Origin of the sequence: Brevibacillus invocatus, from assembly GCF_003710915.1 — a bacterium.
In the GTDB taxonomy this organism is placed as follows: domain Bacteria; phylum Bacillota; class Bacilli; order Brevibacillales; family Brevibacillaceae; genus Brevibacillus; species Brevibacillus invocatus.
Window position 1 is genome coordinate 1 of sequence record NZ_RHHR01000036.1, and the last position, 25,866, is coordinate 25,866.

The 25,866-nt window shown below is 50.8% G+C and carries 22 protein-coding genes and 1 riboswitch; of the genes, 20 read left to right on the forward strand and 2 right to left on the reverse strand.

The features are described from left to right. The first annotated feature begins 151 nt into the window (after nucleotides 1-151). The 9 genes from EDM52_RS18035 to EDM52_RS18075 all read left to right on the forward strand — a co-directional run bounded on the left by EDM52_RS18035 (nucleotide 152) and on the right by EDM52_RS18075 (nucleotide 12,182). The gene (locus tag EDM52_RS18035; RefSeq protein WP_122910348.1) at nucleotides 152-1,390 is read left to right on the forward strand and encodes an MFS transporter; all 1,239 of its coding nucleotides are present in this window, start codon (nucleotides 152-154) and stop codon (nucleotides 1,388-1,390) included. A gap of 361 nt (nucleotides 1,391-1,751) precedes the next feature. After that, a complete protein-coding gene (locus EDM52_RS18040; protein ID WP_122910349.1) occupies nucleotides 1,752-2,204 on the forward strand; it encodes a tripartite tricarboxylate transporter TctB family protein in 453 nt (150 codons plus the stop codon). Between the two features lie 28 nt (nucleotides 2,205-2,232). Then, nucleotides 2,233-3,750, forward strand: a complete 1,518-nt coding sequence (locus EDM52_RS18045; RefSeq protein ID WP_122910350.1) for a tripartite tricarboxylate transporter permease — start codon at nucleotides 2,233-2,235, stop codon at nucleotides 3,748-3,750. A gap of 30 nt (nucleotides 3,751-3,780) precedes the next feature. After that, nucleotides 3,781-4,791 (forward strand): tripartite tricarboxylate transporter substrate binding protein, encoded by a 1,011-nt coding sequence (locus EDM52_RS18050; protein WP_122910351.1) that lies wholly within the window; start codon nucleotides 3,781-3,783, stop codon nucleotides 4,789-4,791. A 231-nt stretch (nucleotides 4,792-5,022) separates the two neighbouring features. Then, complete coding sequence (locus EDM52_RS18055) at nucleotides 5,023-7,170, forward strand: PAS domain-containing sensor histidine kinase (RefSeq protein WP_122910352.1); 2,148 nt, start codon at nucleotides 5,023-5,025, stop codon at nucleotides 7,168-7,170. 56 nt (nucleotides 7,171-7,226) lie between these two features. Then, nucleotides 7,227-8,537 (forward strand): transcriptional regulator, encoded by a 1,311-nt coding sequence (locus EDM52_RS18060; protein ID WP_122910353.1) that lies wholly within the window; start codon nucleotides 7,227-7,229, stop codon nucleotides 8,535-8,537. A 103-nt stretch (nucleotides 8,538-8,640) separates the two neighbouring features. Next, on the forward strand, nucleotides 8,641-10,023 hold the full coding sequence (locus EDM52_RS18065; protein ID WP_122910354.1) for a YfcC family protein: 1,383 nt from the start codon (nucleotides 8,641-8,643) through the stop codon (nucleotides 10,021-10,023). A gap of 37 nt (nucleotides 10,024-10,060) precedes the next feature. Next, nucleotides 10,061-11,176, forward strand: coding sequence for a mandelate racemase/muconate lactonizing enzyme family protein (locus EDM52_RS18070; protein WP_122910355.1), 1,116 nt, complete (start codon nucleotides 10,061-10,063; stop codon nucleotides 11,174-11,176). 235 nt (nucleotides 11,177-11,411) lie between these two features. Beyond that, on the forward strand, nucleotides 11,412-12,182 hold the full coding sequence (locus EDM52_RS18075; protein ID WP_122910356.1) for a 3-hydroxyacyl-CoA dehydrogenase: 771 nt from the start codon (nucleotides 11,412-11,414) through the stop codon (nucleotides 12,180-12,182). Between the two features lie 124 nt (nucleotides 12,183-12,306). Here the strand turns inward: EDM52_RS18075 and EDM52_RS25235 are convergent, their stop codons facing one another. After that, nucleotides 12,307-12,648 (reverse strand): response regulator transcription factor, encoded by a 342-nt coding sequence (locus EDM52_RS25235; RefSeq protein WP_245997085.1) that lies wholly within the window; start codon nucleotides 12,646-12,648, stop codon nucleotides 12,307-12,309. After that, on the reverse strand, nucleotides 12,645-13,829 hold the full coding sequence (locus EDM52_RS25240; RefSeq protein WP_245997089.1) for a winged helix-turn-helix domain-containing protein: 1,185 nt from the start codon (nucleotides 13,827-13,829) through the stop codon (nucleotides 12,645-12,647). Before EDM52_RS25240 ends, EDM52_RS25235 begins: the two co-directional genes overlap by 4 nt. 209 nt (nucleotides 13,830-14,038) lie before the next feature. Beyond that, nucleotides 14,039-14,173, forward strand: a riboswitch (cyclic di-AMP (ydaO/yuaA leader). A gap of 208 nt (nucleotides 14,174-14,381) precedes the next feature. Between EDM52_RS25240 and ehuB the strand changes: the two genes are divergently transcribed. The 11 genes from ehuB to EDM52_RS18135 all read left to right on the forward strand — a co-directional run bounded on the left by ehuB (nucleotide 14,382) and on the right by EDM52_RS18135 (nucleotide 25,822). Further along, entirely contained in the window at nucleotides 14,382-15,269 is an 888-nt protein-coding gene (gene ehuB, locus EDM52_RS18085) for an ectoine/hydroxyectoine ABC transporter substrate-binding protein EhuB (RefSeq protein WP_122910450.1), read from the forward strand. Nucleotides 15,270-15,294: 25 nt separating this feature from the next. Further along, nucleotides 15,295-15,945, forward strand: a complete 651-nt coding sequence (ehuC, locus tag EDM52_RS18090; protein ID WP_221175558.1) for an ectoine/hydroxyectoine ABC transporter permease subunit EhuC — start codon at nucleotides 15,295-15,297, stop codon at nucleotides 15,943-15,945. Between the two features lie 3 nt (nucleotides 15,946-15,948). Next, the gene (gene ehuD / locus EDM52_RS18095) at nucleotides 15,949-16,599 is read left to right on the forward strand and encodes an ectoine/hydroxyectoine ABC transporter permease subunit EhuD (RefSeq protein WP_122910357.1); all 651 of its coding nucleotides are present in this window, start codon (nucleotides 15,949-15,951) and stop codon (nucleotides 16,597-16,599) included. A 16-nt stretch (nucleotides 16,600-16,615) separates the two neighbouring features. Continuing rightward, complete coding sequence (gene ehuA, locus EDM52_RS18100) at nucleotides 16,616-17,401, forward strand: ectoine/hydroxyectoine ABC transporter ATP-binding protein EhuA (protein ID WP_122910358.1); 786 nt, start codon at nucleotides 16,616-16,618, stop codon at nucleotides 17,399-17,401. 179 nt (nucleotides 17,402-17,580) lie between these two features. Further along, nucleotides 17,581-18,846, forward strand: a complete 1,266-nt coding sequence (locus tag EDM52_RS24975) for an aminotransferase class III-fold pyridoxal phosphate-dependent enzyme (protein WP_221175559.1) — start codon at nucleotides 17,581-17,583, stop codon at nucleotides 18,844-18,846. Between the two features lie 11 nt (nucleotides 18,847-18,857). Continuing rightward, nucleotides 18,858-19,304, forward strand: coding sequence for an amino acid kinase family protein (locus tag EDM52_RS18110; RefSeq protein WP_122910359.1), 447 nt, complete (start codon nucleotides 18,858-18,860; stop codon nucleotides 19,302-19,304). A 269-nt stretch (nucleotides 19,305-19,573) separates the two neighbouring features. Continuing rightward, the gene (locus EDM52_RS18115) at nucleotides 19,574-20,491 is read left to right on the forward strand and encodes a VOC family protein (protein ID WP_122910360.1); all 918 of its coding nucleotides are present in this window, start codon (nucleotides 19,574-19,576) and stop codon (nucleotides 20,489-20,491) included. Nucleotides 20,492-20,533: 42 nt separating this feature from the next. Then, nucleotides 20,534-21,325, forward strand: coding sequence for an SDR family oxidoreductase (locus tag EDM52_RS18120; protein WP_122910361.1), 792 nt, complete (start codon nucleotides 20,534-20,536; stop codon nucleotides 21,323-21,325). 28 nt (nucleotides 21,326-21,353) lie between these two features. After that, nucleotides 21,354-23,039 (forward strand): thiamine pyrophosphate-binding protein, encoded by a 1,686-nt coding sequence (locus EDM52_RS18125; RefSeq protein WP_122910362.1) that lies wholly within the window; start codon nucleotides 21,354-21,356, stop codon nucleotides 23,037-23,039. 15 nt (nucleotides 23,040-23,054) lie between these two features. After that, nucleotides 23,055-24,500 (forward strand): aldehyde dehydrogenase family protein, encoded by a 1,446-nt coding sequence (locus tag EDM52_RS18130; protein WP_122910363.1) that lies wholly within the window; start codon nucleotides 23,055-23,057, stop codon nucleotides 24,498-24,500. Nucleotides 24,501-24,553: 53 nt separating this feature from the next. After that, entirely contained in the window at nucleotides 24,554-25,822 is a 1,269-nt protein-coding gene (locus EDM52_RS18135) for an MFS transporter (protein ID WP_122910364.1), read from the forward strand. The last annotated feature ends 44 nt before the right edge of the window (nucleotides 25,823-25,866 follow it).

The following is a 25,866-nucleotide window of genomic DNA, read 5'->3' on the forward strand; positions in this document are numbered from 1 at the left end:
TTTTAAAAAAGGATAAAGAAGAGATTGGGGCAGTCTGTATATTTTTAAGATGAGCAATTATGAAATTGATTCATTTATAAGAAAATAAATCCTGCGTACCTATGATAGTATGGAATTCGATTAGAACATTCGAGGGGGTGGTTCAAGAGTCATGGACCAGTCATGGAAGAAGAACATCATCCTTTTTTTGTCCAGCCAGACCATATCGCTGTTTGGTACCGCACTCGTTCAATATGCAATCATGTGGCATATTACACTGACGACCCAATCCGGCGTGATGATGACGATTTCAATCATATGCGGCTTCCTGCCTACTTTTTTCCTTTCGCCATTTGCGGGAGTATGGGCTGACCGGTACAATCGCAAGAAGCTCATTATCCTGTCAGACTCCTTTATTGCTTTGTCTACTCTCGTATTGGCCATCCTCTTTATGAATGGCTACAATTCGCTTTGGCTGCTTTTTGTCATTTCGGCGATTCGGGCGCTTGGCACAGCGGTACAGACACCTGCTGTAGGGGCGATCCTGCCCCTGCTTGTCCCAGAGGATCAGCTAACAAAGGTAAACGGAGTCAATGGCAGCATCCAGGCGCTTGTTATGCTGTCCGCACCGATGCTTAGTGCAGCGCTGCTTACGATGGCTACCATCGAGGTTATTTTCCTGATTGATGTCGTTACAGCTGCGATTGCTGTTGCGATCCTGCTTCTGTTTCTGCGAGTCAAGACACATGCTAAAGCTGCCGAAGAGCAGACGACAAGCTATTTTGCAGATATGCGCAAGGGCTTCGACTACGTCAAAGAGCACAATTATGTAAAAAAGTTCTTTATTTTCATGACGTTTTTTATGCTTTTGGTCGCACCTGCTGCATTCCTGACACCCCTTCAGGTTACCCGGACATTCGGAGACGATGTGTGGCGCTTGACTGCGATTGAGGTGGCCTTCTCCATAGGAATGATGCTTGGTGGCGCTCTGATCGCTTCCTGGGGTGGATTTCGCAACAAAATCCATACGATGGCTCTATCCTGTCTAATGTTTGGGGTGTGCACGGTTGCTTTGGGGATCGTGCCGAACTTTTGGATTTACATTGCGATTATGGGCTTGGCTGGCGTCTCTATGCCCATTTTTAATACACCGTCGACCGTGATGCTACAAGAGAAGGTAGAAGTGGATTATTTGGGCCGGGTATTCGGGGTGATGGGGATGATCTCCAGTGTGACAATGCCGATGGGGATGCTTGTTTTCGGACCGCTTGCGGATGTCGTGGCTATCGAATGGCTGCTGATCGTGACAGGAACATTATTGTTTATCCAAGGATTTTTCCTGCTGGGCAACAAATCGTTAGTCGAAGCGGGCAAACCGGCTGACAAGCCTGAGACAGGGAATGCAGGATAAAGAACGAATACGGCTTATCCGAAGCTAGTCATCGAGATCGTGATGCGATTGAGGTGGCTTGTGAGGAAGTGGAGGAGCAGCAAACAGCAAAAGCTGTTGTCAGTTCGGTGAACGTAGCCGGGCGGCAACGGTTTTTTTCTTTTTAGATCAAGGCATGACCCTGGGCGCAGAAAGCTGCCTCAATAGAGGTTTTCTTATACTATCGGAAAGTTTAAGTGCGCTAAAGCGCTAAAAAGATTAGCGGAAGATAGTATAAGTGCAACTAAGGCTCCGCCAAAAGCTTGGCGTAGCCAAGTTTTCTAATCACAAAATGGGCTATTGTGCCATAGGCTGATGATAGCTTTCAGGGAGGAGTGATGGTGTGATACGGCCAGGAAACCTTTTCGATTTTATCGGAGCGCTGTTGTTTACGCTGCTCGGTGTAGTCGTCAGTATAGAGGCGTATCGCCTGCAAAGCTACGCTTCTTCTCCCTATGTAGGGGACCATACCCTGCCAAGTATACTGGGGGGTGTGTTCCTCGTAATGGGAGTGGTCCTCTTGCTTCAGTCCTTCCGATTACAGGCTGCCACCTCAGCGAAAAGCAGCATTCCTGCCGAGCTGCGCATGCGCATCATCCTATGTCTGTCTGTATTGTTCCTCTATATTTGGCTGCTGGGAATGGCGGGGTACATCGTGGCTACATGGCTCATCAGTGTAGCGCTGTTTCGGTTGATTGGATGGTATCGATGGACCACCTCTATGCTGTACGCCGCGATCCTGACTGTCAGCCAGTACCTGATCTTTGTCTACTGGCTGCAGATTGCATTTTCGTAACGGAGTTTTGTAGGGAAGGAGTCTGTTCATGGATACGATTCAATTCCTGATGGACGGCTTTGCATCGGCCTTGACACTGCAAAATGTGCTGATGGCAGCGATTGGGGCGCTGATCGGAACCTTTGTCGGTGTCCTGCCGGGATTGGGGCCAACCTCTGCCATTGCCATTCTGCTTCCACTGACGGCCGTGCTGGAACCGACACAAGGCATTATCATGCTCGCTGGAATCTACTACGGGGCCATGTATGGAGGCTCGACGACCGCCATCCTGCTGAATATTCCGGGTGAGCTGTCTTCGGTACCGACGTGTCTGGACGGATATCCGTTGGCGAAGCAAGGAAAAGGCGGACCTGCTTTGGGGATTTCGGCGATCGCTTCCTTCACGGCTGGTTTGATGGGGGTAGTAGGTTTAGTCTTTTTTGCGCCCATATTGGCAGACCAGGCGTTGAAATTCGGCCCTCCGGAATACTTTGCCTTGATGATTCTCGCGCTTACCCTGATGGTCAGTCTGTCAGGAGGCTCCTTGATCAAATCGTTTTTGATGGGGGCATTCGGTTACACGCTCGCTTTGGTGGGGCTAGGTCCCTCCTCCGGTATGCCCCGATTTGATTACGGCGTCTCTTCACTGGTGGGCGGATTCGACATGATCAGTATCATTATCGGTCTGTTTGCCGTCACAGAAGTGTTGAAAGGGATAGAGGAAAAACGTTTGTCTACCGTGATTGGAAAGCCGGGAAGCGTCTATCCGGGGAAGGCGGACCTGAAAAAAAGCGCAGCACCCATGCTGAGGGGCGGGCTGGTCGGATTTTTTCTGGGGCTCCTCCCTGGTTGTTCTGCCGCGATTACGTCCTTTCTGGCCTACGATCTGGAGAAGAAGATAGCCAAGCGCCCGGAGCGATTTGGGAAAGGTGCCATCGAAGGTGTCGCATCACCGGAAGCAGCCAACAATGCCACCAGCAGTGCTGGTTTTATCCCTTTATTTTCATTGGGGATTCCCTCTTCCCCTCCTCTGGCTATCCTGCTAGCAGGGTTCATGATCTATGGTTTGACTCCAGGTCCAGTCCTGTTTGAGCAGCACGCTTCCTTCGTCTGGACGGTCATCGCCTCGATGTTTATTGGCAATGCGATGCTTCTGGTGCTCAATCTGCCGATGGTCTGGATCTGGGTGAAGCTCACGCAAGTGCCCTATGGGATCATGGCTCCGATCATTTTGATGCTGTGCACAATAGGGGCGTACAGTGTGCGCAACAGCATGTTTGACGTTTTGATCGCCTTTATTTTTGGAGGATTGGGCTACTTGTTCTACAAAGGAAAGTGGCCGGTCGTTCCGCTCATCTTGTGCTTTATTCTGGGGCCCTTGCTGGAAGAGTCGTTTATTCAGACGATGGCCATGGGCTCAGGGGATTTGTCGATTGTGCTGGGAAGACCGATTTCGCTGACTATTTTGCTTGCCGCGGCCGCGCTGCTGATCGTTTCGATCCTGCTCAATAAGCGGACCCAAATCCGGGTCAGGGAGGAACGGCGTGGCGAGGAAGATGTCGCCTAGTTTTTGAATCCACAGGAGGAGGAAGCAAACGTGAAAGGGTATCAACGCTTTGGAACCGCATTACTCTCCTTCATTCTTGCCTTGACGGTCAGCGCGTGTGGGGCAGCAGGGGAAAAAGAGAGGCAGACTGTACCGGACTATCCGACCAGGCAGATCGAATACGTCGTGCCTTACTCAGCGGGTGGCGGCGTAGATTTGGTCGCTCGCGCTACGGCGGATTATTTGAGTAAAGAATGGGGACAGCCGATCCTCGTCGTCAACAAGCCGGGTGGAGGCGGAGCGATTGGTGCGGAGTACGCGCTGAAGCAGGTCAAACCGGATGGCTATACAGCCCTTGCTGTCAATGTCTCCAATACAACGATGCTGACAGCAGGGATGACCAATCCTCCCATTACCAATGAAGATCAGGTATATACATCCCGGATCGGCCAGGGAACGCTGGCCTTTGCGGTCAAGGCAGATGCACCTTGGAACGATTTTGCCGAGTTTTCGGCTTGGGTGAAGGAGCATCCGGAAGAATTGACCTGGACTTCGGTAGGGCCTGCAGGTTTTTCCGCATTTGGTGTGGCGGAATGGCTGGATGTGATCGGAGCCGATTTTTCCAAGACGCGGATGATCGTGACCAAGGGAGGATCGGATTCCTTGCCTAAAGTAGCCGGAGGTCATGCTGTCCTGGCGGTTCATATGATCGGAGAGGTCATGCCGATGCTGCAGGCCGGCAAGATCAAGATTCTGGCCGTATCCGGGACACAGCGTAGTACGTTTCTTCCGGATGTCCCTACTGCCGAAGAGCAGGGCATCAAGGGATTGTCCGTTTCCTGGTGGACCGGTGTGTCGTTTGCCAAGGACACTCCTCAGCATGTGATCGAGAAGTGGGATGGGGCTATCGCCAAAATGGTGCAGGACCCTGTCTTCTTGAAGCACCTGGAGACCATCCAGGTAGAGCCTGCCTATGCGGATCGGACCGTCTTCTTGCAAGAGGTTACACGAGAGACGGAGTACTACACGGACTTGGCGACGAAGAACCAAATGCGAAAATAGTCAAACGAGGGAAAACCTGTTGTTCGGGAAAAGACAACAGGTTTTTTACGTATTCCAGCTTTTTCAACAAAATCCATCACCGAGAAAAGAGGATTTTGTATAGGAGACACGAAGTCCATAGTGGAAAGTGTGATAGAACTTTTTTATGGAATCGGAAAGTAAAAATGTGCCCTCCCCAGAGGAGACTTTGATATTGGTTTTCTTACTACTTTGCACAAGTTGGAGGAAACAATGGCTCTATTCGATACATTGGGCAAATACGAAGCCGTTTTTTTAGAGCAGATGAACGACGCTTTTATTGCGATTAATTCCAATTGGATTATCACACAGGTGAATACACGAGCCAGCCGCCTGCTGAATCGGACACGTGAAGAACTGCTCCATCAGTGTATTTGTGATCTGAATCCCGATGGATTTGCAGACGATTTTTGCGACCAATTAAGAAAGGTTTTTGTAGAACAGGTCAACGTACAATTCCGCACCTTTGATCGGATGCTGGAAATCTGGTTTGAGGTGCATGCCTATCCTGTTGAAACGGGCATCTATATGCTATTCCAGGAGGTAGAGAATCAGAAGAGCCTGGAGCCTGAAGAGGAGTTTTATTACCGTTCGCTTTTTCTGCAAAATCCAGACGCTGTCTACCTGATGGATTTGGATGGGAATTTTTTGGAGGTCAATCCTTCTGCCGAAAAGATGTTGGGCTGCACGCGTACAGCATTGCTAAAAAGCAATTTCAGATTGTTCTGTACCCCATCCGAAATAGACAAGACAAATCGACATTTTCAACTGGCTTGTGCGGGAATCCCCCAACGCTATGAGTTAAACATCGTCACGAGAGACGGCTCGATGAGAGTCATCGATGTATCCAATGTTCCGATCAGCATCGATGGAAGAGTCGTTGGTGTCTATGGAATATCAAAGGACATCACGGAGCGTAAACAAATCGAAGGGGCTTTGCGATTAAGTGAAAGAGGACTCGCACAATCCCAGCGAATCGCACAGGTCGGCCACTGGGAGCTGGATTTAAAGACTGATGCGCTTACCTGCTCCAAAGAAACGCTTCGTATCTTTGGTGGAGAAGCGATGGAGGAAGCCATTCCGTCTGAGGTACCCTTCTCGATGATTCATCCGGATGACCGGAGGACGGTGAAGGAAGCCTTCGAGCAAGCCATAAAAGGTGAACCACTTCGATTGGAACACAGGATCATCCGCCCTGATGGAATGGAGCGTGTGCTCCTCATGCAAGGGCATGCAGTCGGCGATGATCGTTCACATGTGTTTGGCATCGTCCAGGATATCACGGAACAAAAACGTACGGAGCAGCTGATCATGGAAAATCAGATGCGCTACCGGTCTCTTCTGGCTTACAATTCGGACGGTGTGGTTGCATTGGACTTGCACGGTCACTACATCGAGGTCAATCCAGCTTTTGAGCGGATGACAGGCTATACAAAGGAAGAGCTGCTCCAGATGTCCCATAAGCAGCTGATTCCATTTGATCAAACGGAGCTGGAGCAAGTCAAAGTGAGCTGGGAGTCCATGATCCAAGAGGGTGTCCCTTATTCACTGGAACATCCAATCAAGCATAAGGATGGATATTTTTTCGAAGTAAATAGCCATAATATTCCGATCATTATTAATGGAAATATAACCGGATATTTTACCATTTGCCGAGATATTTCCGAAAGAAAGCGAACAGAAGAGATTTTGCGAAAATCCGATAAGCTCGCTGCAGTGGGGCAGCTGGCTGCAGCTGTTGCTCATGAGATTCGAAACCCGCTGACTTCACTCAAGGGTTTTACCAAGCTTCTTCAGGATCATTTTCCGCAAGAGAAAAAGCAGTACTTTGATATTATGCTGAGCGAACTGGCGAGGATTGAGATGATTTCCGGAGAGCTGCTCGTTTTGGCCAAGCCTCAGGTCAAACATTACGATCAGAGGAACGTGAACGAGATTTTGCTCAGTGTCGTTGCTTTGCTCGAGTCACAAGCCAACATGAATAACGTAGAAGTGGAATTGAAGCTTGATCTTGATCTGCCATTTCTACAATGCGAAGAAAATCAGTTAAAGCAGGTTTTCGTCAATATCATCAAAAATGGCATCGAGGCAATGAAGCAAGGGGGAAAGCTGCTCATTAGCTCGGAGCGTCATGGCCTTGAAGCTAGGCTGTGCTTTGTTGATCACGGATGCGGAATCCCACCCGACATCATCCACAAGATCGGGGAGCCGTTCTATTCGACCAAGGAAAAGGGAACCGGTCTCGGAATGATGATTACGAACAAGATTATTAATCATCACAAGGGAAGATTGGAGATTGAAAGCGAACCTGACAAGGGTACAACGATTCGCGTCTTCTTGCCCATCTTCCATGATGAATAATCATCCTGAAGGGCTGGGACTGACCATTAATTTAGGATCGAAAGTAGGAACAGATGATGCTGATACGAATAGCCGTCATTTCACCTGAGGAATTTTCTTCTCGAATAACGGCCTATGCAGATGCATTTCCCAACAATCAATTTACCACCCAAATCTATCAAAATCCGATGGAATGCTCTTCGCTGCCTGAAGAGCTGAACGAATGCGACATATGGCTGTTTGCCGGACCTCTACCCTCGTTCTTTGCACGCGAACGAATGAAGCAAAGCAAAGTGCCGTCGGTGTACATCCCGTCAGACGAGTATACCCTTACCCTGACGCTGGGCTACGTCATGCTGAACAGGCAGGAGGGCTTGAAATACCTGTCTGTCGATATTCCCAAAAAGGAGTACATCACACAGGCAGTAACGGAATTGAATCTGGATGCCTCACATTGGCTGGTAAAGGATTTCAGCCAGATCGTCGATGGAGTGGGAACCTCTTTTGATGCAGAGGAGTTGATCCAGTTTCATCGGAGCAACATCGAAAGCGGGCGGAGCAAGCTGGCGCTGACGAGTGTCGACTACGTCCACGACCAGCTCGTTTCGGCAGGAATCCCGTGTGTCAGTATGCTTGTGCCTGAAAAAAGCATTCGCGAGACTGTAGCGAGAGCAACCTCGCTCGGGCATATGCTGATCAGTGAAAACGCGCAGATTGCTGTCGGCTTGGCCGCAATCGATCAGTGGGAGGGTGAGCTCCCAAAGACACAGCCAGATGCCGGAATGATGCTGCAACAGATGCTGCTGGAGCTAGGCAAAGAAACAGACGCCTCCATCCAGCAGCTGGGTCTGGATCAATTTATTCTCTACGGCACGCGAGGAAGCATCGAGAAGATGACCAATAATTTTCAACACATGCCGATCATGGGAAACATGGAGCAATTGTTTGGCGTGACGATCAGCATGGGTTTTGGCTTTGGCATGACAGCGAAAGAGGCGGAATCGAATGCGCGGATCGGACTGTTTCATGCGCGCAAGCAGCAGGGTGTAAGCAGTGCTTTCCTCGTGACTTCAGACAAAGAGGTCATCGGTCCCTTGAACGAAGAAGTCAAGACCTTTCATCTCAAAAGTGAAGACCGCAGCGTACTCCACGTGGCGGAGCAAACCGGAATCAGCGTAGTCACGATCAACAAGCTCATTTCCTTTATTCGTTTGCGTCGCGACAATCGGTTTACGGCGACAGATCTCGCTGTGTATTTGCAAGTGAGCAGAAGAAGTGCAGAGCGAATACTGAAAAAATTGGCAGACAAGGCGTTTGTAGAGGCCGTAGGCGAAGAACAGCCCTACCAGCAGGGGCGTCCGAGAGCGTTGTATCGTATCAATTTTTAGAAAATTACCTTGACGATCGGTTCAATATTCCGTATATTTATCCGTAAATTAGCGACGATATAACGACATGTGTCGTCGATAATGGACAAGGGAGGGTTGTTCGATGGCTTCAAGAGTGCCACACGTTTTTGTCATTTTATTTTCTGTTATTTTGCTTGCGGCAATCTCCACGTACATCGTTTCACCAGGGGAATATGACCGGGTGGAAGATGCAAACGGCCGGATGATTGCTGTGGATGGCAGCTACCATACGGTTGAAGCCGACAGAATCGGTTTTATGGACGTGTTTGAATCCGTTTATACCGGTATGAACGCTGCTTCTGACATCATTTTTTACATTTTCATCGTTGGCGGCTCCTTCGGTATTTTGCTGTCTACCAATGTCGTACAGGGCGCAGTAGGGAGTATTTCCAGGCAGATGGCAGGACGGGAAAAGCTGATCATTCCTGTACTGATGATCTTTTTTGCCTTGGCTGGAGCGATGCTCGGCCTGGCGGAAGAAACGATCGCTTATATCACGATCCTGATTCCGCTCATGCTTCGATTGGGCTTTGACTCCATGACAGGTGCTGCAGTGGTGCTAGTGGGTACATCGGTTGGTTTCACGACTGCATTCATGAATCCATTTACCGTAGGGGTAGCACAGGGAATTGCGCAAATCCCTCTCTTTTCCGGGATGACCTTCCGGATTGTGATGTGGGTAGTGTTCCTCGCAATCAGCATCTGGTACGTCATGCGCTATGCCAGCAAAGTCAAAAAAGACTCCAAACATAGCGTGACACTCGAAAATGATCTGGAACTGAAAAATAAACAAGAGCCGGAACAACAGGAACAAGCCGGTTTGACCGGAAGACAAAAACTGGTTTTGTTGATTCTGGCGGGTGCCATCGTCATGCTTGCCATCGGTGTAACCCAGTGGGGCTGGTACTTGACGGAGATCGCTGGTCTGTTCCTCTTGATGGGAATCCTGACGGGGATCGTATCCAACATGTCCTTCAACAAGATTGCGGAATCGTTCATTGAAGGGTGCCGCACACTGGTGATGGGAGCACTGGTAGTCGGGGTTGCGCGGGCTATTCTGGTCATTCTCCAGGACGGAAAAATCCTGGATACGATCTTGTACGGCTTGGCTAATGCCGTAGGTTCCCTGCCAACCGCGCTGACAGCGATCGGGATGTACATCGTACAATGTCTCTTGAACTACATTATTCCTTCGGGAAGCGGGCAAGCTGCTGTGACGATGCCGATCATGGCGCCGCTGGGTGATCTGGTTGGCGTGACGCGTCAAACCGCTGTTCTTGCCTTCCAGTTGGGTGACGGGATCTCTAACATCTTCACTCCAACATCGGGTTATTTCATGGCTGGTCTGGCTTTGGCAGGTATCTCCTGGATCAAGTGGGTCAAATGGATTTGGCCGTTGATCCTCATCCATTATGCATTGGGAGCAGTCTTCGTGACGATTGCCCACCTCATCGCTTACCAATAACAGGGGCTCGCATGGCTTGACCACGAGGAGGAACAACATGCAGATCACTTCGATAACCGTCATGGGGATCAGGCTTCCACTGATTCGTCCGTTCATCGTGGCCTATGAAACCTACTACGATATGCCAACCTTGCTGGTCAAGGTGGAGACGGATGTGGGGATTACCGGTTACGGCGAAGCGACACCGGATCAGCACGTGACGGGGGAGACCTGGGAGAGTACCTACAGTCTCTTGGTTCATCAACTGGCTCCTTTGGCCATCGGCGAAAATCCTTTTCAGATCGAACGGATTCACGAAAAAATGGCGGATATGGTATACGGATGTCCGGCCGCCAAGGCTGCGATCGATATCGCGTGCTACGACATCATGGGAAAAGCGACGAACCAGCCGGTCTACAATCTGCTCGGTGGCCGCTATTACGAGAGCCTGCCCGTCCCGTACGTGGTCAGTATCCTCGATCCGGAAGCCATGGCGAAGGAAGCGGCTGATGCCATCAGACAAGGCTATCAAAGCATCAAGATCAAGGTAGGAACCAATCCAGTCATGGATGTCAAACGGATTCAAGCGGTGCGCAAAGCGATTGGAGAATCCATGCAGCTTCGCGTGGACGCCAATCAGGGATGGCGCAATCGAGCCACAACCATGTGGGTGCTGGAGCAGGTGCGCGAGGCCAACATCGATTGGATCGAACAGCCTGTCATCGCTGATGATATTACGGCACTGGCTGAAATTCGCCGCCAGACCCACATTCCGGTCATGATCGATGAAGGCGTGCATGGTGATCGGGAGATGCGCGAGACGATTACCAAGCAAGCTGCCGACAAGCTGAATATCAAGCTGATGAAATGCGGTGGCATCTACCCGGCACTCAGACTCGTCGCTCAGGCAGAGATGGCGGGTATGGAGTGTCAGGTGGGATCCATGGTAGAGTCGGCTGTGGCATCGGCGGCAGGTGCGCATCTGTGTGCAGCCAAGAAAAACATTCGCTCCAATGAGCTGGTGGGACCATTGATGTTCTCTCGCGATGTTGCCGCATTTCCTTATGAAGGGCTATCGATTGTCCTGCCAAACCGGCCGGGTCTGGGGTTGGACGTGAATGAACAGTCTTTGGCTGAGCTGAAAGAGATGTCGACAGTCATTGAGAAACCGTAACAGGCATATACCAAGAAGAGCAGGAGGGTCCCGAATGGGCATCTTGCTCTTTTTCTATAGAAAAACATCTCAAGCATGTGTCCGGTGTATTGGGGAAATGCGCGCAAACTGTCCAGGTGCGAACCTTTCCCGGACATATACACAAAGAGGAAAGCGGCGGTTTGGCGTGCTTTTACGCACTGGTATCCAACTTGCATCGACTGACCTAGGACCGTAGAGGAAGGGAGAGGATGGCTTGAATATTCAGGACGTGGTTGTCATTGTGACAGGAGGAGCATCCGGGCTTGGCGAAGCGACCGTGAGAAAAGTGGTAGAGCGTGGTGGGAAAGCAGCCATTCTTGATCTTTCCAGAGAAAAAGGAATATCCCTTGCCCAAGAGTTGGGGAGAGAGCGCGTCACTTACGTTCATACCGATGTAACCAGTGAAGAAAGCGTACAGGAAGCGGTCGAGCAAGTCGCGGGGACATTCGGGACCGTGCATGCGGCAGTCAACTGTGCAGGTATCGGAGTGGCCCAAAAAACCTTGTCTCGCAACGGCCCTCATCGTTTGGACTCTTTTTCCAAAGTCATTCAAGTCAATCTGATCGGTTCATTCAACGTCATCCGTCTGGTAGCAGAGCAGATGGCTGGCAATGAACCCAATGAATTGGGAGAGCGTGGTGTGATTATCAATACCGCATCCGTGGCAGCCTTTGAAGGGCAGGTGGGTCAGGCAGCATACAGTGCCTCCAAAGGGGGAATTGTCGGCATGACGCTACCGATCGCGAGAGATCTTGCTCCTTATGGCATCCGTGTCATGACGATTGCGCCAGGTTTATTTGATACACCGTTATTTGATTCCCTTCCCCGTGCAGCAAAGGATGCGCTTGGGGCAATGGTTCCTTTTCCACCACGGCTTGGTGTGCCGCATGAGTTTGCCATGCTGGCGACCCATATCATCGAGAACCCGATGCTGAACGGCGAGACGATCCGCCTGGACGGGGCGATTCGCATGCAGCCCAAGTGATCCAATTTAAAAAATTCGCTTACTCAAGCAACCGCACCCCCTGCCAGACCGGCATGGGGTTTTCCAGTTCTATTAGTATGTCAGCGAATGGTGCTCTTTTCATAGAGCGATATAGAGGACGAATTCACGAGGGCTTATCCTGCGAAAGCTCCTGCTCCGGCAGGAGGAATTCCTGCGCCTTTAGCATAGCTTGTGTGCGATTGGTGACCCCGAGCTTTCCGTAGATGCGATGCAGGTATACTTTGACGGTGCCAACCGTATTTCCCAGCTCGTGCGCGATTTCTTTGTTGGATGCGCCTTGACGAAGCCTGGAAAGGATCGATAATTCTTTTGCTGTCAAAGCCTCCAGCATAAAAGAAGCTTGATCCGGTGCATTCCTGGCATGCCTCTTGGGAAACAGGGAGAGCAGCATCTGGACGTAGTCCAAAGAGACCTGTTGCTCCTCGTGCCGGGCTTCTCTTTTCATGATGGACATGTACTCCAAGAGCAAGTGCTCCATAGGGGCATCTTCATCCAAAAAACTGCGATATAGCCGTTTTTCTGGCCGATCTGCAAGGCTTCCTGCAAATGTGAGATGGCTTCTTTTGCGTTCCCTTGCTGCCATTGGGCCAAAGCATCCAGCAGCGATGAGCTCGCTAACCAGGAGTCAAAGTCGCCAGTCGCGAAAACGAGATTGGCGCGAACAAAGAAGAGGCCGCTCAAAAATGGCTCCTGATCTTCAGGGGCAAGGATCGACGGGTAGCTGGCTTCCAGCAGCGACAATAATAGGGCAGCTCGCTCTGTTTTACCACTGGACGTCAGGATAAAAGCGTACAGTAAAGCAAGTCTAGGGGAGAACGTCTTCTCAGGCTTTGGAAACTGGTCCAGCCAGCGAAGCAATATCCCGAATTCTCCGCGCTGGACAAAGCACTCGCATGCCTGTTGATACAAGACATGCCATTTCTCCTGTCCTTGCTGCCTGAGCTTTGTTTGCAGGAATTCCGCAAACAAATGATGATAGCGATACCAGTCTGTTCCTTGATCCAGGGCTGTGACAATCAGGTTTTGCTCCTGCAGGCTGGCTAAAATCTCGTGGCAGTTTGGATAGCCCGTGAGAGTCTGGCAAACCTGACTGTCCATGCGACTGAGCATGCAGGTGTGTGTCAGAAAGTGCTGGATTTCTGCAGGAAGGCTTGTCCATACCTCTTGAAACAAAAATTGGTCCACATTCTGGTGGGAACCGCCAAATTCTAAAAAGAACGAGTCTACGTTTGAGGAATGGGACAGGGAGATCGCCGCCAGCTGCAGTCCTGCTGCCCAGCCCTCCGTCTTCGTGGCAAGCTGCTGAATTTGCTGTGGAGTGAGCTCGCGTTTGATGATGTTCCGACAGAAGCTTTCTGTCTCCTGGTAGTCGAACGAAAACAGATTGGCTGGGATGAGGAGGGCTTCACTGTGCAGCGTCCATTTGGCAGTAGCAAAGGGAAGCGGATGGCGACTGGCGATATAGAGATGGACATGTGCAGGTAAATATTCGATGAAATACGACAAGCTTTTGTGTATGGAATCATCTTGGATCAAATGGTAATCATCCAGGATCAAGATCAAGGTATCGGGGAAGGACTCCAGTTCATTCAATAGGACTTCTATAAACGTAGAAGGCTTGTTCACTTTTAGAGGATAAGTTTAAACAGATTTTATCAGGTAGGATATGGAAGTATTTTTTTGTATAGGTCTGGTAATTACGGTTAACCGCGGCTGAACCGATCTGAAGCCGGAATATCAGGAGATATCAGGGATGAGCCAGCCAAAGTAGTGTGATAACATAAAGCCCGTGTTAACCATAATGCAAGGTGAGAGGAGAACAGATCCACCCTCAAATCAAATATGGGCCTAGTTCCGTCCAGGACGGAAGCGGGGGAACCACCTTAGGGGTTAATTCTGCGATTCGCAGAAGGGATGCTCGACTGCCATCCTACCCGTCAGCTAACCTCGTCGGCTAAAGCAGATCATTCCTAACTTTATTTTTCTATGTGATCGCAATACTTGTTTGTCTGGAGATGTCTTCCTGATGAGAGGTTTATTTGCGATACCTACTAGCGCAGCAACACGCGGTGCATTTGCTTTGGCGACCAGGAAATCTTCCTGGAATGAAAAGCAATGCGCCGCTTTTTATGTTATTTCGTTCACGTTGGAGGGGGAAAAGAAGTGAAAAAGAGCATGATGAGAATGGTTTGGACAGTATTGCTGTCTAGCTCCCTGTTGTTTGCGGGCTGCAGCACGACTTCACAGACAAATGCGGGAGGCGAGCAGGCTGGGGCTGCCGGCTCCACTCTGGAAAAGGCGAAACAACAAGGCTTCGTCACGATCGGCTTTGCCAATGAGGTGCCCTATGCCTATGCCACACCTGACGGCAAGCTAACTGGAGAGGCCGTAGAAGTGGCACGAGTGGTGCTGGAACGCATGGGCATCCCAGAGATGAACGGCGTTTTGACCGAATTCGGCTCCTTGATTCCGGGGCTGAAGGCAAAGCGGTTTGACATTATCACAGCAGGCATGTACATTACGCCGAAACGTGCGCAGGAGGTTGCTTTTGCGAATCCCGAGTACAGTATTGGAGAGGCGATTGCCGTGAAAAAGGGAAATCCGCTGAACCTGCGCAGCTATCAGGATATAGCAGCCAACCCTGCTGCCAAAATTGCAGTGATGAGCGGAGCAATTGAAATGGAATACCTGGAGAAAAGTGGTGTGAGAAAAGAACAGATGGTTCTCGTACCCGATCAGCCGTCTGCTGTATCTGCCCTGCAATCAGGACGTGCGGATGCGATCACGATGACGGGACCATCCTTGCAGGCGGTTCTGGATAGTGCCAAGGATGACAGTCTGGAGCGAGTGATGGACTTTATCCAGCCTGAGATTGACGGCAAGAGTATCCGGGGCTACGGTGCAGCTGCGTTCCGCAAAGAAGACGAGGATTTCGTCAAAGCGTACAATGAAGAGCTGCAAAAGCTGAAGGATTCGGGTGAGCTTTTGAAAATTCTGGAACCATTCGGCTTTACAGAGCAAGAGCTTCCAGGCGACATGACAGCGGAGGAACTGTCCAAAGAGTAGGCAGTCCACGAGAGAGGAATGGTGGATGATGGTGTCAGTTGATTTGCTGCCGCTGCTTTTCCAGGGGGCCGCAGTGACGCTTCAGGTGACGGCTCTGTCGATGGTTGTGGCGTTTGTACTCTCGTTTGCGGCTGGATTTGCACGGCTGTCACGGATCAAAAGCATTCGTGTAGCGAGCTCCGTCTATGTGGAAGTATTCCGAGGCACCTCCTTGCTGGTACAGCTGTTCTGGCTGTTCTTTGCCCTCCCCTTGCTGGGGATCGAGCTGACAGCGCTGGTAGCCGGAGTGATGGCGTTGGGACTTAATTACGGAGCGTATGGATCTGAAGTGGTGAGAAGCGCGATTTTGGCCATACCCAAAGGGCAGACAGAAGCCAGCATCGCTTTGAATATGAGTCCTTGGCTTCGGATGAGACGAGTGATATTGCCTCAAGCCCTGGCGATCATGCTGCCCTCATTTGGAAATTTGGCGATCGAGCTGTTGAAGGGAACATCGCTGATCTCGTTGATTACGATGGCGGATTTGACGTATCAGGGAATGATCCTACGCACATTTGACTCGTCCAGAACATTTGAAATATTCGGTCTCATACTGGTGATGTACTTCGTGATGGCCTACCCATTGACGCTCTTCATGCGTTGGTTGGAACGACGTTTCTCAGCGGGGAGGGTGTAGCCGATGTGGAGCTGGAGTTTTACATGGAGTATCCTGCCACAGATTCTGGAAGCAATGAAGACGACGATTCTGGCGACAATCGTTGGCTTTGCCTTCGCTCTGGTAGGTGGACTCGTGCTCGCGCTTGGGCGACGCGCTAAGAACAGGGCAATCTCGCTTGGTACGGCAGGCATCGTGGAATTCGTGCGTAGCACGCCGCTCTTGGTCCAATTGTACTTTCTCTTTTACGGATTCCCGGCGATTGGGATCTCGCTTTCACCGTTTTCCGCCGGAGTACTGGGGCTCGGCATTCACTACAGCGCGTATCTGTCGGAGGTCTACCGCTCCGGAATTGATGCGGTTCCACGCGGTCAATGGGAGGCGTCCAAAGCCCTCAATTTTTCCAAAGGAACGATGTGGAGACGCATTATTCTCCCCCAGGCGATTCGCCCTGTGATACCCGTATTGGGTAATTATTTGATCGTCATGTTTAAAGAAACGCCAGTCCTGTCAGCCATCACACTGGTAGAGATGCTGCTGACAGCCAAGATGATCGGAGCTGAATCGTTCCGCTATCTGGAGGCTTTCACACTCGTAGGTATCCTGTTCCTGATCCTCAGCTACGGATCATCTTTGCTGATCAGAAGGCTGGAGCTCAAATGGAGTCGGTCATAAAAGGAGGAGAACCATTATGGAGTTCGTAAAGGATGCGCCAATTGTGCGCTATCGGAAGGTGAGCAAGAGTTTTGGGGATCGCCCGATTTTAAAAGAGATCAATCTGGATATTGCCCCAGGGGAAAAAATAGCGGTCATTGGCCCGAGTGGCTCGGGAAAGACCACTTTGGCACGTTTGCTCATGACGCTGGAGGAGCCTACCTCGGGAACGATTGAGGTGGATGGAAATCAACTCTGGCACAAGACCGTGCAGGGGAAGCTGGTGCGGGCGGACGAAAAGCACCTGCACAGCATCAGAGGGAAAATCGGGATGGTGTTTCAGCATTTCAATCTGTTTCCACATATGAGCATCCTGCGGAATGTGACGGAAGCGCCGATCCACGTGCTGGGACTCGACAAGGAGGAGGCGGTGGAGCGAGCAGTCTCCATGCTGAAAAAAGTCGGGCTGGCCGACAAGCTGGACCAGTATCCGGCACAGCTCTCCGGTGGACAAAAGCAGCGGGTAGCCATCGCACGAGCCCTCGTCATGCGCCCCAAGGTCATGCTGTTCGACGAGGTGACATCTGCCCTCGATCCGGAGCTGGTAGGGGAAGTGCTGACGGTCATCCGGGAGATTGCCGAAGAGGGCGAGATGGCGATGCTTCTGATCACGCATGAGATGGAATTTGCCCGGGATGTGGCGGATCGAATCATTTTTACCGATGGCGGCAGAATTGTGGAGCAAGGTACGCCTGAGCAAATTTTCTATCGGCCGCAGAGTCCGCGTCTGATAACATTCTTGAGTCGGTTTCGAGCGGGCTAAGGAACGACGCGAATCGCCGTGAAAGGAGGTGAGAAAAGTGAATCGAAACGAGATCCGAGAAGATCAAATCAGCTTGCGTTCTCCGACAGAGGCAGATGGCGCCCAGGTGGAGCTCATGAAGCGGAGTGGACGTATCGCATCGGACCAATCCTAGCTCATGGTTAAGAAGGAGGTTATGCATGAAAGTTGTTACCGAGGTACAGAACCCATTACAGGTGTTTGCGCAAATGGAGTCGGAGGTTAGGAGCTACTGCCGTCATTTTCCGGTCGTTTTTGCCAAGGCGAGCGGGCATACGATCTGGGATGCCGCTGGAAGAGACTATATTGACTTTTTTGCAGGCGCAGGTGCGCTGAACTATGGGCACAACAACCCGGTGATCAAGGAAAAATTGATCGAGTATCTCACAAAGGATGGACTGACACACAGTCTGGATATGGCGACAGAAGCCAAGGAAGCCTTGCTGCAACGGTTTGACGAAGTGATTTTGGCACCGCGTGGCCTGCGCTACAAGGTCATGTTCCCTGGACCGACGGGCACCAACAGTGTAGAGGCAGCGTTGAAGCTGGCACGCAAGGTGACCGGAAGACATACGATTCTGAGCTTTACCAATGGATTCCACGGCATGACGATCGGCTCCTTGTCGGTGACGGGCAACCGCACCAAGCGCGAGGGGGCGGGAATGCCGTTGACCCATACGCTATCTCTTCCCTACGACCAGTACATGGGAGACGCGATGGATACCGCCGCGTACATCGAACGGCTACTCGAAGACGGTGGCAGCGGACTTTCTCTCCCCGCAGCTATCCGTGCGCAGGCAGAAATAGTGCCGCGCGTAGATCCGGTCGTGTATCGAAATGAAAGCACGAGCAGCGGTCCTCTGTCTGCCGAGCAGCTTTCCTTCTATGAGAAAAACGGCTATTTGAATCTGGCAGGTTTTTTCGCTCCCGTAGAGGTTCAGTATTTTCGCGACGAGATGAAGCGGCTGTGGGAGGAGAATTCCCGTTCCGATCGCAAGGAAGTGATTCAGGAGCCGGAATCGAAAGAGGTGCGTTCCATATTCGCTGTTCATCGGGACAACGAGGTTTTCCGACAGCTGTCGCGTGATCCTCGCCTGATCGCGATGATCGAGCAAATTCTGGGCAGCGCGGTCTACCTCCATCAGTCGCGGATCAATTACAAAAAGGGCTTTACCGGCAAAGAGTTTTACTGGCATTCCGATTTTGAGACCTGGCATGTAGAGGATGGCATGCCGAGGATGCGTGCGCTCAGTTGCTCGATCTCACTGGAAGATAATGTTCATTACAATGGCCCACTGCTGCTCCTGCCTGGATCGCCTTTGCCACGCAGCAACGTGTTTATGGTGTACAACAGTGTGGAAAACAGGCTGGTAGCTCCATTCTCGGGTCAACAGCCGCGACCTGACTATATTGCGACGAGAGAATAGGGAGGCGACACATGGCACTTGTGGTACAAAAATATGGAGGCACGTCTGTGGCATCTGTAGACCGAATACGCAAGGTGGCCGCTCGAATCTTGCTTACCGAGGAAAAGCACCAACACATGGTGGTCGTCTTGTCAGCAATGGGAAATACGACAGATACGTTGAAAAAGATGGCAGCCCAGCTCGACGAAGAGCCTACTGGTCGGGAATGGGATATGCTGGCCAGCACAGGCGAGCAGGTGTCGATCGCCTTGCTAGCCATGGCTTTGCGCCAAAAAGGCTGCGACGCGATTTCGCTGACAGGCTGGCAGGCGGGCATTCGCACCGAGTCGACACACTCGGATGCACGCATCGAGCACATCGACCCGATGCCGATCAGAAAGCATCTGGATGAAGGCAAGGTCGTCGTTGTCGCAGGGCATGCTCCCTGTGTGTCAAGATGCAGGGGGCTTACTTTGTAAGAAATAATCTAAATTTTTAGTATTGACACGATAGTTATGAAAAATTTAAAATAAAATCATAATAAAAAATAAACTTTGTTTTGTATATGAAACATTGTACGATATGAATGGATGCGAAAGAATGGGCAAAGCCGCGAAAAATGGCCTTTGGTATTGGCGCTTCTTTTTTTTTAGTCAATTTCGGAAACATTGTTTTATATTTAAAACACAAAAAATGCACCGTTGTCTCATCCGTTCCAAACACACTATTACTTACGAGGTGATTTCCTATGCTGGGCATTACCCATTTGCGCCACATCAGCTTGTTTACACCAGTGCTGAAAGAACAGGCTGACTTCTATGAAAAGGTATGGGGACTGGATAAGCTGCAAGAAGACGAGAACAACGTCTATTTCCGCGGAGCAGGTTCTGAGAACCACATCTTGCATTTGCAAGCAGGAGAAAAACGCGGTCTGCACCACATGGCTTTTGGTGTCGTTGACAAGCATGCTGTTGATTCTGCTGCGAAAAAATTGAAAGAACTGAATGTTCCAGTGATTCAGGAGCCTGGCTATTTGGATGAAGCAGGTGCTGGCTACGGTCTTCGTTTTCTCGATCCAGAAGGAAGATGCATCGAGCTGTCCTGTTGGGTAGAGATTCACACGAAGGACTGGAGCAAGAAGAACGTAGATCCTATCAAATTGAACCATGTCGTGATGAATACAAAAGACATCGACATGATCACTGAATTTTATACAACCGTTCTCGGCTTCAAAGTGACCGACTGGAGCGAGCATCAGATGGTATTCCTGCGTTGCAACAAAAACCATCACTCCCTCGCATTCAATCAGGACGTTCACGCTTCTGTAAACCACATCGCATACGAGGTAGAGAGCGTAGACGAAGTCATGCGCGGTATCGGCAATGTGCGCAAAGCGGATGTTGAACCGATGTGGGGACCAGGACGTCACGGCCCAGGAAACAACGTATTCTGTTACTTCCGCGATCCAGCGGGATACGTGATGGAGTACACCTGCTACTTGACTACTGTAGAAGACGATGACAAGTGGCAAGCATTGGTATGGAAACGCGTTCCGCATCTGATGGACCAATGGGGAATTGCGGGACCACCACCTCCAGGAGCACGTGCTTCCATGCAGGGCGATCCAGACGAGGGCTGGGCGACCAAACTGGTGAAAAAAGACTAGGAATGACAACCAGCCAGTGCTGAATAAGGAGTGTTGAACAAGATGGATCTGGGTCTGAAAAATAAAGTGGCGATTGTCATGGGCGGAACTTCAGGCGTCGGCTTGAAAACGGCTGAGATGTTTCTGCAGGAAGGTGCTCGTGTAGCGATTTGCGGTCGTGACCAGCAAAGAATGGAAAGCGCGCGCGAGCATCTACTGCAATTCGCTCCTGCTGAGCAAGTGTTCGCTGCTACCTGTGATGTAACCAGTAAAGAAGATGTACAATCATTTGTCGACGGTGCAGCAGCCAGCTTCGGCCAGGTAGACATTCTCGTCAACGCTGCGGGTCAAAGCGTGATGGGCCACTTCTTCGACATCACCGATGAGCAATGGAGACAGCAAATTGATTTGAAATATTTCGCCATCATTTACGCTGTGCACGCTGTTTATCCGCATCTGGTGAAGCAAGGTGGAGGCCGCATCATCAATATCAACGCTACGCTGGCAAAAGAACCGGAGCGTCACATGGTAGCGACAGCTGCTACACGTGCAGGTCTGTTGAACCTCAGCAAAACGCTGTCTCAGGAATTGGCGCCGGACAACATTACCGTCAACTCGGTAGCGCTTGGTCTGATCGCGACGGATCAATGGGAGCGCAGACGTTTGAAAAACGCTCCGGACATGGCTCCAGAAGAGTACTACAACGACTTGGCGAAAAAACGGAACATTCCGATGGGCCGCGTAGGTCAACCGGAAGAGGTAGCAGGTGCTATTCTTTACCTCGCTTCCGCTCAAGCCAGCTATACTTCAGGATCTACCATCGAGGTAGCGGGTGCTATCAGTAAAGCGCTCTAATAAAGAAAGGGTCTGAAAGGGGTACATCATGACTACAAATGCGCAAATGGAATATACGGCAGCGGATGCGGTCGTAGCTGAACTTGTACGCGCCGGGGTTGAAGTGGTTTTCGGTGTCGTCAGTATTCACAACATGCCAATCTACGACGCACTCTTGCGCGAAGGAAGCATCCGGATTGTCTGCTCTCGCGGTGAGAGCGGTGCTGCCAACATGGCAGATGGCTATGCGAGATCCACAGGTAAATTGGGTGTTGTCATCACAAGTACAGGTAGCGGTGCAGGAAATGCTGCAGGTTCCCTGGTGGAAGCTTGGGCAGCAGGTACGCCTGTCTTGCACCTGACTGGTGAAGTAGGCTCCAAATACTTGGGTACAGGCCGAGGCTACATCCACGAGTGTAAAGATCAGCTTTCCATGATGAAAGGCTGCTGTAAGGAAGCGTATCGCCTCCGCAAGCCAGAGCAAGCGGCTTCTGTCGTGCGCAACGCGATCCAGACAGCGCTTGCTGCTCCTGCAGGTCCAGTATCACTGGAAATCCCGATTGATTTCCAATCTGCAATCGTTCCACAAAGCAAAATCGAAAACGTGCAAACATTGACCCATACTCCAGTAGCTCCAGTGATCCCGGCTGAAGTGATCGAAGCCCTGGCGAATTCCCGTCGTCCTGTGATCTGGGCGGGTGGCGGTGTCATTTCTGCGAACGCTTCCAAAGAACTGACCAAGCTGGCTGAATTGACTGGCGCGGCTGTCATCACCAGCCAATCCGGCAAAGGCTCCATTTCGGAAGATCATCCGCAATGCATCGGTCACTTTGCGGCCTATGAAGCAGTGAAAGAGCTGTTGAAAAATTCCGACTTGCTCGTAAGCGTAGGCGTTCGCTTCCGCGGCAACGAGACAGCGAACTGGAAAGTAACAGCACCAGAAAACCACATCAGCATCGATGCGGATCTGAATGCGTTCAACCGCAACTACGAAGTAACACACGGCTTGCTGGGTGAAGCGAAGCCCATCCTGTCAGCCTTGAACGAAGCGCTGCAACAAAAAGGCTCTACACCTGATGCTGGTTATGTAGAAGAAGTAAAAGCGGTTCGCGAAAAAATTCGCGGAATCCTGCGTGACACATTGGGTCCATATGAAGCGATTGTCGATGGCATGCGCCGCGTATTGCCAAAAGACGCTATTCTGGTTCGTGACGTTACCGTTCCAGCGAACGTATGGGGCAGCCGTTTGTTCGAAATTTACGAGCCACGTACTTCGATCCATGCTTCCGGCGGCGGAATCGGACAAGGCTTGCCGACAGCGCTGGGTGCTCAAATGGGACAACTGGATCGCGTGGTTGTTCTGATGGCTGGTGACGGCGGCTACATGTTGAATGTAGGTGAAATGCCCGTAGCGGTTCAGGAAAACCTGCCATTGATCGTTCTGTTGTTTGACGATGCTGGTTATGGTGTACTGCGCAACATCCAGGATGCTGCATACGGTCGCCAAGTTGCCGTAGATCTGGTAAGTCCTGATTTCGTCATGCTGGCGAAGTCGATGGGGTATGAATCAAACCGCGTCGGTTCTCCAGATGAACTGGTGAACGAGCTGGAAGCAGCGGTAGCGCGTAGAAAGCCAACAATGATCGTCGTAGACATGAATGCGGTAGGTCCTATGGCTAAACCATTTGGTGGACCTCCAGGAGCGGCAGACGCGTTCAAGCCGAAAAAACTGTAAGGAGGCCGAACAACCATGACTAACGCATATCCGAGCATTTCCGGCCAATTTCTGATTAATGGTGAGTGGATCAAGGGGGGGAAGGTCACAGACGTGACCAACCCCGCCAACATTTCAGAAGTGGTTGGTCAGGTAGCTCTCTGTACAAAAGAAGATGTAAAACAAGCGATCGATGCAGCTGAGCAAGCGTTTGCCGTTTGGGCTGGCACACCGGTTGAAAAAAGAGCGGAAATGGTCAAGGCAGCCTCTGAAAAATTGGCTGAAATCATCGAATCTACCGTGCCTCTCTTTGTTCGTGAAAACGGAAAGCCGCTGGTAGAAGCGAAAAAAGACATCATGCGCTGTGTAGAGATCATGAGCAAGGGCGCAGATGCGCTGCTTGAATTCTGGAAGACCGAAACGCTGCCAGGCGGACAAATGGTGCAAATCCGTCGTCGTCCGCGCGGTGTTACAGCCGTCATCTCGCCTTGGAACTCGCCGATGATTCTCACCTTCAAACGCGTAATTCCAGCTGTATTGGCGGGGAACAGTGTCGTGGTCAAACCGGCAACAGACTGTCCGTTGACTGTTCTGGAAACGCTGAAGGTCGTAGCTGCCGTGTTGCCGCCAGGCGTGATCAATATCGTGACTGGTTCCGGAGCTATGGTGGGCGAGGTAGTATGTACCGATCCTCGCGTTCGTACGATTGCTTTCACAGGAAGTACGGAGACAGGCAAGCAAATCATGAGCATGTCTGCAGGGACTGTGAAAAAGCTGTACATGGAATTGGGCGGAAATGACCCAGCGATCATTCTCCAGGATGCTGTATTGGACGAAACCGCGATGCAACGCATTCGCATGGGAATCCTCCGTGCAGCTGGTCAAGTGTGCTCCGCTATCAAGCGGGTATACGTCCACGAATCTCGCTACGATGAATTCATGGAAAAGCTGAAGAAAGAATTTTCCCGCATGATTGTCGGAAACGGCATTCAGCCAGACTCTATGATGGGACCCATCAACAACAAAGCGCAGTACGACTACGTAAAAGGCTTGATCGAGCGCACCAAAGAAGAAGGTGCTCAAGTAGAAACCCTCGGAAACAAGCTGGATGAAGAAACCTGGGACAAAGGCTACTTCATGCTTCCTTCGATCGCAACCGGCGTGACTCAATCGAGTGAACTGGTTCGAGCTGAGCAGTTTGGCCCGGTCATTCCGGTATTGAAGTTCTCCGATCTGGACGAAGTAATCGCGATGGCGAACGATACCGAATTCGGCTTGCGTGCTTCCGTCTGGACTAGAGACCAGCAAAAGGCCGAGGAGCTTGCAGACCGCCTCGAAGCGGGTGCTGTATTCTTCAACAACCATACGATCTTCCAAGATCTTCACTATGATTTCCCAGGATTAAAAGAGAGTGGACTGAGTCGCGAAACCGAGTGGTGCAGCATTGATTTGTTTGCAGACAAGTACGGCTTTGCCAATTAAATAGCTTTACGCCCACACTCAACTAGAGTCCATAACACCAGGAGGCGCAGATTATGCTAAGCAAAAACATGCGATGGGTATACATTTCAATCCCTATTTTCTTCTTTTGGTTTTTTGGCCAGATAGATAAGCTTGGCATCTCTGTGATTCAGACCGATCCAGGGTTCCTGCAAGACATGGGACTTACAGGCCCTGACAAAAACGCGAAGATCGGTTTCATGACCTTTATATTTACGGTCTCCTATGCGTTGTCCAACCTGTTCTGGGGTGTGGTCATCGACAAGCTCGGTGCCCGAAAAACAGCCATTCTAGGGTTGGTTGTGTGGGGAATCACGATGATCATGGCCGGTATGGCTACTTCTTATGAAATGTTCCTGGTATCCAGAATCATCCTGGGTATTGGTGAAGGGATCATGATTCCGGTTTCAGGTAAGTTTATTGCGAACTGGTTTAACCGTAGAGAACTGGGGAGAGCGCAGGCATCCTGGTTGACTGGTAACTATCTCGGACCTGCGCTTGGTGCACTTGCCTTGTCCATGTTGATTGCCAACTTCAACTGGCATTACTCCTTCTTCTTGCTGGCAGCGTGTAACCTTTTGATCAACATTCCGATGTTCCTCTATCTCACACGTGAGACACCGGAAGAGCATCCACGCTTGAGCAAGGAAGAGCTGGCTTACATCCGCGAAGTCGATGTGACAGCCAAAAAAGAAGAAGGTCAAAAGTTTACACAAGATTTTCGTTACTGGATGGTATGGGTGGGAATGCTGGCGTCGTCGTTCCTCTTCTTCGGTATCAGTATTTGGCTGCCGACCTATTTGACGCAAGGTAAGGGCTTCGCTACAGAAGAAATGGCTGGAATCACTTCTCTGTCATGGGTGTTTGCTTTGGTTTTCGTTTTGCTTTGCGGTTTTCTGGCAGACAAAACAAAACGTCCTGCGATGCTTGCCACGATTCTGTTTGCTCTGTGCGCAGTCTGTCTGACTATTGCATTCAATTCGACAACTCCCATTGTTGCAGGTATTGCACTGGGGCTTGCCATGGGTACACAAGGTGGGGTTTTCCAACTCAGCAACCTGTTTATCGTGAAGTTCTCTACCCCTGAAACAGCGGGTCGAGCAGCAGGTCTGATGGGCTTTACTAACATCCTTGGTGGTTTTTCCAGCTACATCATGGGCTTCATGCGCGATTCAGCGGGTGGTGACTTCGGTCCTTCGATTATCATGCTGATTGTTGTGGCCCTCATCGGATTCCTGGCGTATATCACGACTTTGAAAAAGGAAGGCGCTGAGGTTCGCCTTTATGCGCAAGCCAATCTGTAATAAGGAAATGAAGAAAGACCAAAAGTTCGGAAATGGAGTGATCA

Excerpts from the sequence above, each read along its gene's own strand:
- EDM52_RS18070 (WP_122910355.1), top strand. The coding sequence starts at position 10,061 with ATGCAGATCACTTCGATAACCGTCATGGGGATCAGGCTTCCACTGATT.
- ehuB (WP_122910450.1), top strand. The coding sequence starts at position 14,382 with ATGAGAATGGTTTGGACAGTATTGCTGTCTAGCTCCCTGTTGTTTGCG.
- EDM52_RS18125 (WP_122910362.1), top strand. The coding sequence starts at position 21,354 with ATGACTACAAATGCGCAAATGGAATATACGGCAGCGGATGCGGTCGTA.
- EDM52_RS25235 (WP_245997085.1), bottom strand. The coding sequence starts at position 12,648 with ATGAAAAGAGAAGCCCGGCACGAGGAGCAACAGGTCTCTTTGGACTAC.
- ehuA (WP_122910358.1), top strand. The coding sequence starts at position 16,616 with ATGGAGTTCGTAAAGGATGCGCCAATTGTGCGCTATCGGAAGGTGAGC.
- EDM52_RS18115 (WP_122910360.1), top strand. The coding sequence starts at position 19,574 with ATGCTGGGCATTACCCATTTGCGCCACATCAGCTTGTTTACACCAGTG.
- EDM52_RS18035 (WP_122910348.1), top strand. The coding sequence starts at position 152 with ATGGACCAGTCATGGAAGAAGAACATCATCCTTTTTTTGTCCAGCCAG.
- ehuD (WP_122910357.1), top strand. The coding sequence starts at position 15,949 with ATGTGGAGCTGGAGTTTTACATGGAGTATCCTGCCACAGATTCTGGAA.
- EDM52_RS18065 (WP_122910354.1), top strand. The coding sequence starts at position 8,641 with ATGGCTTCAAGAGTGCCACACGTTTTTGTCATTTTATTTTCTGTTATT.
- ehuC (WP_221175558.1), top strand. The coding sequence starts at position 15,295 with ATGATGGTGTCAGTTGATTTGCTGCCGCTGCTTTTCCAGGGGGCCGCA.
- EDM52_RS18110 (WP_122910359.1), top strand. The coding sequence starts at position 18,858 with ATGGCACTTGTGGTACAAAAATATGGAGGCACGTCTGTGGCATCTGTA.
- EDM52_RS18120 (WP_122910361.1), top strand. The coding sequence starts at position 20,534 with ATGGATCTGGGTCTGAAAAATAAAGTGGCGATTGTCATGGGCGGAACT.
- EDM52_RS18130 (WP_122910363.1), top strand. The coding sequence starts at position 23,055 with ATGACTAACGCATATCCGAGCATTTCCGGCCAATTTCTGATTAATGGT.
- EDM52_RS24975 (WP_221175559.1), top strand. The coding sequence starts at position 17,581 with ATGAAAGTTGTTACCGAGGTACAGAACCCATTACAGGTGTTTGCGCAA.
- EDM52_RS18055 (WP_122910352.1), top strand. The coding sequence starts at position 5,023 with ATGGCTCTATTCGATACATTGGGCAAATACGAAGCCGTTTTTTTAGAG.
- EDM52_RS18045 (WP_122910350.1), top strand. The coding sequence starts at position 2,233 with ATGGATACGATTCAATTCCTGATGGACGGCTTTGCATCGGCCTTGACA.
- EDM52_RS18135 (WP_122910364.1), top strand. The coding sequence starts at position 24,554 with ATGCTAAGCAAAAACATGCGATGGGTATACATTTCAATCCCTATTTTC.
- EDM52_RS18060 (WP_122910353.1), top strand. The coding sequence starts at position 7,227 with ATGCTGATACGAATAGCCGTCATTTCACCTGAGGAATTTTCTTCTCGA.